2 pseudogenes are annotated in these 681 nt (G+C 46.3%); both read right to left on the bottom strand.

Annotated features, from left to right (window positions below):
* A pseudogene (locus A3756_RS01630) lies at positions 1 to 258 on the bottom strand (3-hydroxyacyl-CoA dehydrogenase); the annotation flags it as partial.
* A gap of 13 nt (positions 259 to 271) precedes the next feature.
* A pseudogene (locus tag A3756_RS01625) lies at positions 272 to 681 on the bottom strand (acetyl-CoA C-acyltransferase); the annotation flags it as partial.

Genomic DNA, 681 nt, shown 5'->3' with positions numbered 1-681 from the left:
CAGAACCGAGGCATTTTGACGTGTAGTTGCATAGAGGTCATCAAGGTTGCCACCGGCAAAGAAAGTCGACTTATTTGAACGGAATAGCACACCTGCGAAGTCTTCATCACGAAGTTGTTCGACTGCTGCGCATAAGGAGTCTGTAAATTCCTGGTCCATTAAGTTGGCACCGGAATTGGGCTTATCAAGAATAAAGTGAACGATATTGTCTTGATCTTTTTCTACAATCACTGAATTCGTGTTGTTATTTATACTCACGGCCGTTCTCCTCTTAAACTCTTTCGATAATCGTTGCGATACCCATGCCACCGCCGACACACAAGGTCGCTAGGCCAGTCTTTAGGTCACGAGCTTCAAGCTCATCTAGTAACGTACCCAAAATGATTGCTCCTGTTGCGCCTAAAGGGTGACCCATCGCGATTGAACCGCCATTAACATTTACTTTTTCTTCACTCACTTCTAGTTCGTCCATAAAGCGCATGACCACAGAGGCGAATGCTTCGTTCACCTCGAACAAGTCGATGTCCTTAACGTCCATGCCAGCTACTTTAAGTGCTTTTCGTGCAGCGGGCGCAGGACCTGTGAGCATAATCGTCGGGTCAGTTCCAACAACAGCTGTAGAAACAATACGAGCCCGTGGTTTCATACCGAATTTTTTACCAGCAGCCTCACTACCAATTA

The sequence above is a fragment of the Oleiphilus sp. HI0086 genome, assembly GCF_001635225.1.
This window is presented reverse-complemented; position numbering and strand designations above follow the sequence as displayed.